Source organism: Mesorhizobium sp. M1A.F.Ca.ET.072.01.1.1 (genome assembly GCF_004023325.1).
Classification (GTDB): Bacteria; Pseudomonadota; Alphaproteobacteria; order Rhizobiales; family Rhizobiaceae; genus Mesorhizobium.
The window spans coordinates 1-1,379 of sequence record NZ_RZSF01000641.1; the positions used below are offsets into that span (position 1 = coordinate 1).

Here is a 1,379-nt window from a genome sequence, read left to right on the forward strand (position 1 = left end):
GTTGCTGTTGCTTGGTGATGATGAACTCGGCCAGCAGCTCGGCATCCGAATGGCCTTCCCATAAGCCGAAGGAATCCTGAGTACGAATGAGCCGCAGGAGGCATTTGACGAACGGGGAAGCAAGGGCTTCTTCGTCATTGTTGACAGCAGGGCCAACCGGAGGAATTTCGTTGTTCGTCATTTCAGTCTTCGTCTTCGAGGTACGATTTCCTTTTCCTGCGATGCCCACTCCGGGTCCGCTTGCGTGGCCGACGAATGGCTTGGGCGGGCCAACCCCAAGAGTGCCCCGTGGCCGACCTCGACATGTCCACGAGTGCGAGACCTGCGGCGCGAATTCGCGGCGCACATCGTCTGCGCCGCGATCCGACCGGTGGTCAACGCAATTGAAATCCAACCTGCCGCAAGCCGCCGCCCTGCTGCATCGACATACTTGCTGCGAAGAGAGCTTCGATGGGCGGATTGGCCAGTGTTCAATTCCAATTGTCAGTCCCTTCGCGATTCTTGCTCAGGAAGTGACTGCGTTTTGAGTTTCGGGTGCCTTCTTTTGCGGAGCCACACAAAGATCCGCGTGACAGGCAGGCTCACCCGTGTAGTTGGCCAGTGCTTCGAGCAATGGGGTAAGATAGTACTGTTTGGTGTGGTCCGGAATTGGCCCCAGCCGGTCCACCGATTTCAGTGCCACCTCGATCAACTCGATTGCGCGATCTTTGTTGCCGCTCTCGTAATAATACTGAGCTACCGGGAGGTACCGGCGGTATTTAAACGGGCCATCGCCGTTCGGGGGATTGAGTGCCAGTATCTGTTCCGAGAGCTCGTTGCCCATCGCAAAGCGCTCCGCGCGCGGAAGATGGGAATTGTCCATCGTGGGATCGAAGAGTTGGTTGAGGGCCAAGGCCATCCACGACACCGCGTCGGACGTTTTGTCGATCGCGTCCTCGACCAATTCTCGCATGACCGGCATGCCGGTCTTGATGTCGCGCAGCTTGTGAAGCAGAAGATCCGCATGAATCTGCCGAAAATCAAAAGAGTCTGGCATCAAGGCGAGGCCTTCTTCGATGGCCAAGAGCGCCGCCGTCCAATTCTCGGCCTGCATCGCCGGCTCAAGTTTGGCGTATATCGGCCCGGTAAGCGACATTTCGCGCGCTGCAAGTTGGTTATGCGCGATGCGCTTTGCATCGGCGGCTTTCGCTTCATAGCTGCTGCGCCAGCTGCCGTTAAGGACTTTCGGCAAAACGTCATCGAGTTCCGCCGGGTGGCCGATAAAAGCGATGTGGCCGTCGCGGTCGACCACGAACGAGGTGGGAATCCCAATCGAAGAGCTGGGATCCATCCAGAGCTTGTTCATTTCGCCAATGTAATCGAACCCGATACGATAATTC

At 57.2% G+C, this 1,379-nt stretch carries 1 protein-coding gene and 1 pseudogene; both read right to left on the reverse strand.

Annotation, left to right across the window (positions count from 1 at the left end; genetic code table 11):
- Positions 1-181, reverse strand: a pseudogene (locus EOA32_RS37215) (hypothetical protein); the annotation flags it as partial.
- Between the two features lie 324 nt (positions 182-505).
- A partial coding sequence (locus tag EOA32_RS37220) for a TlpA family protein disulfide reductase (RefSeq protein WP_128374312.1) occupies positions 506-1,379 on the reverse strand: 874 nt, incomplete at its 5' end.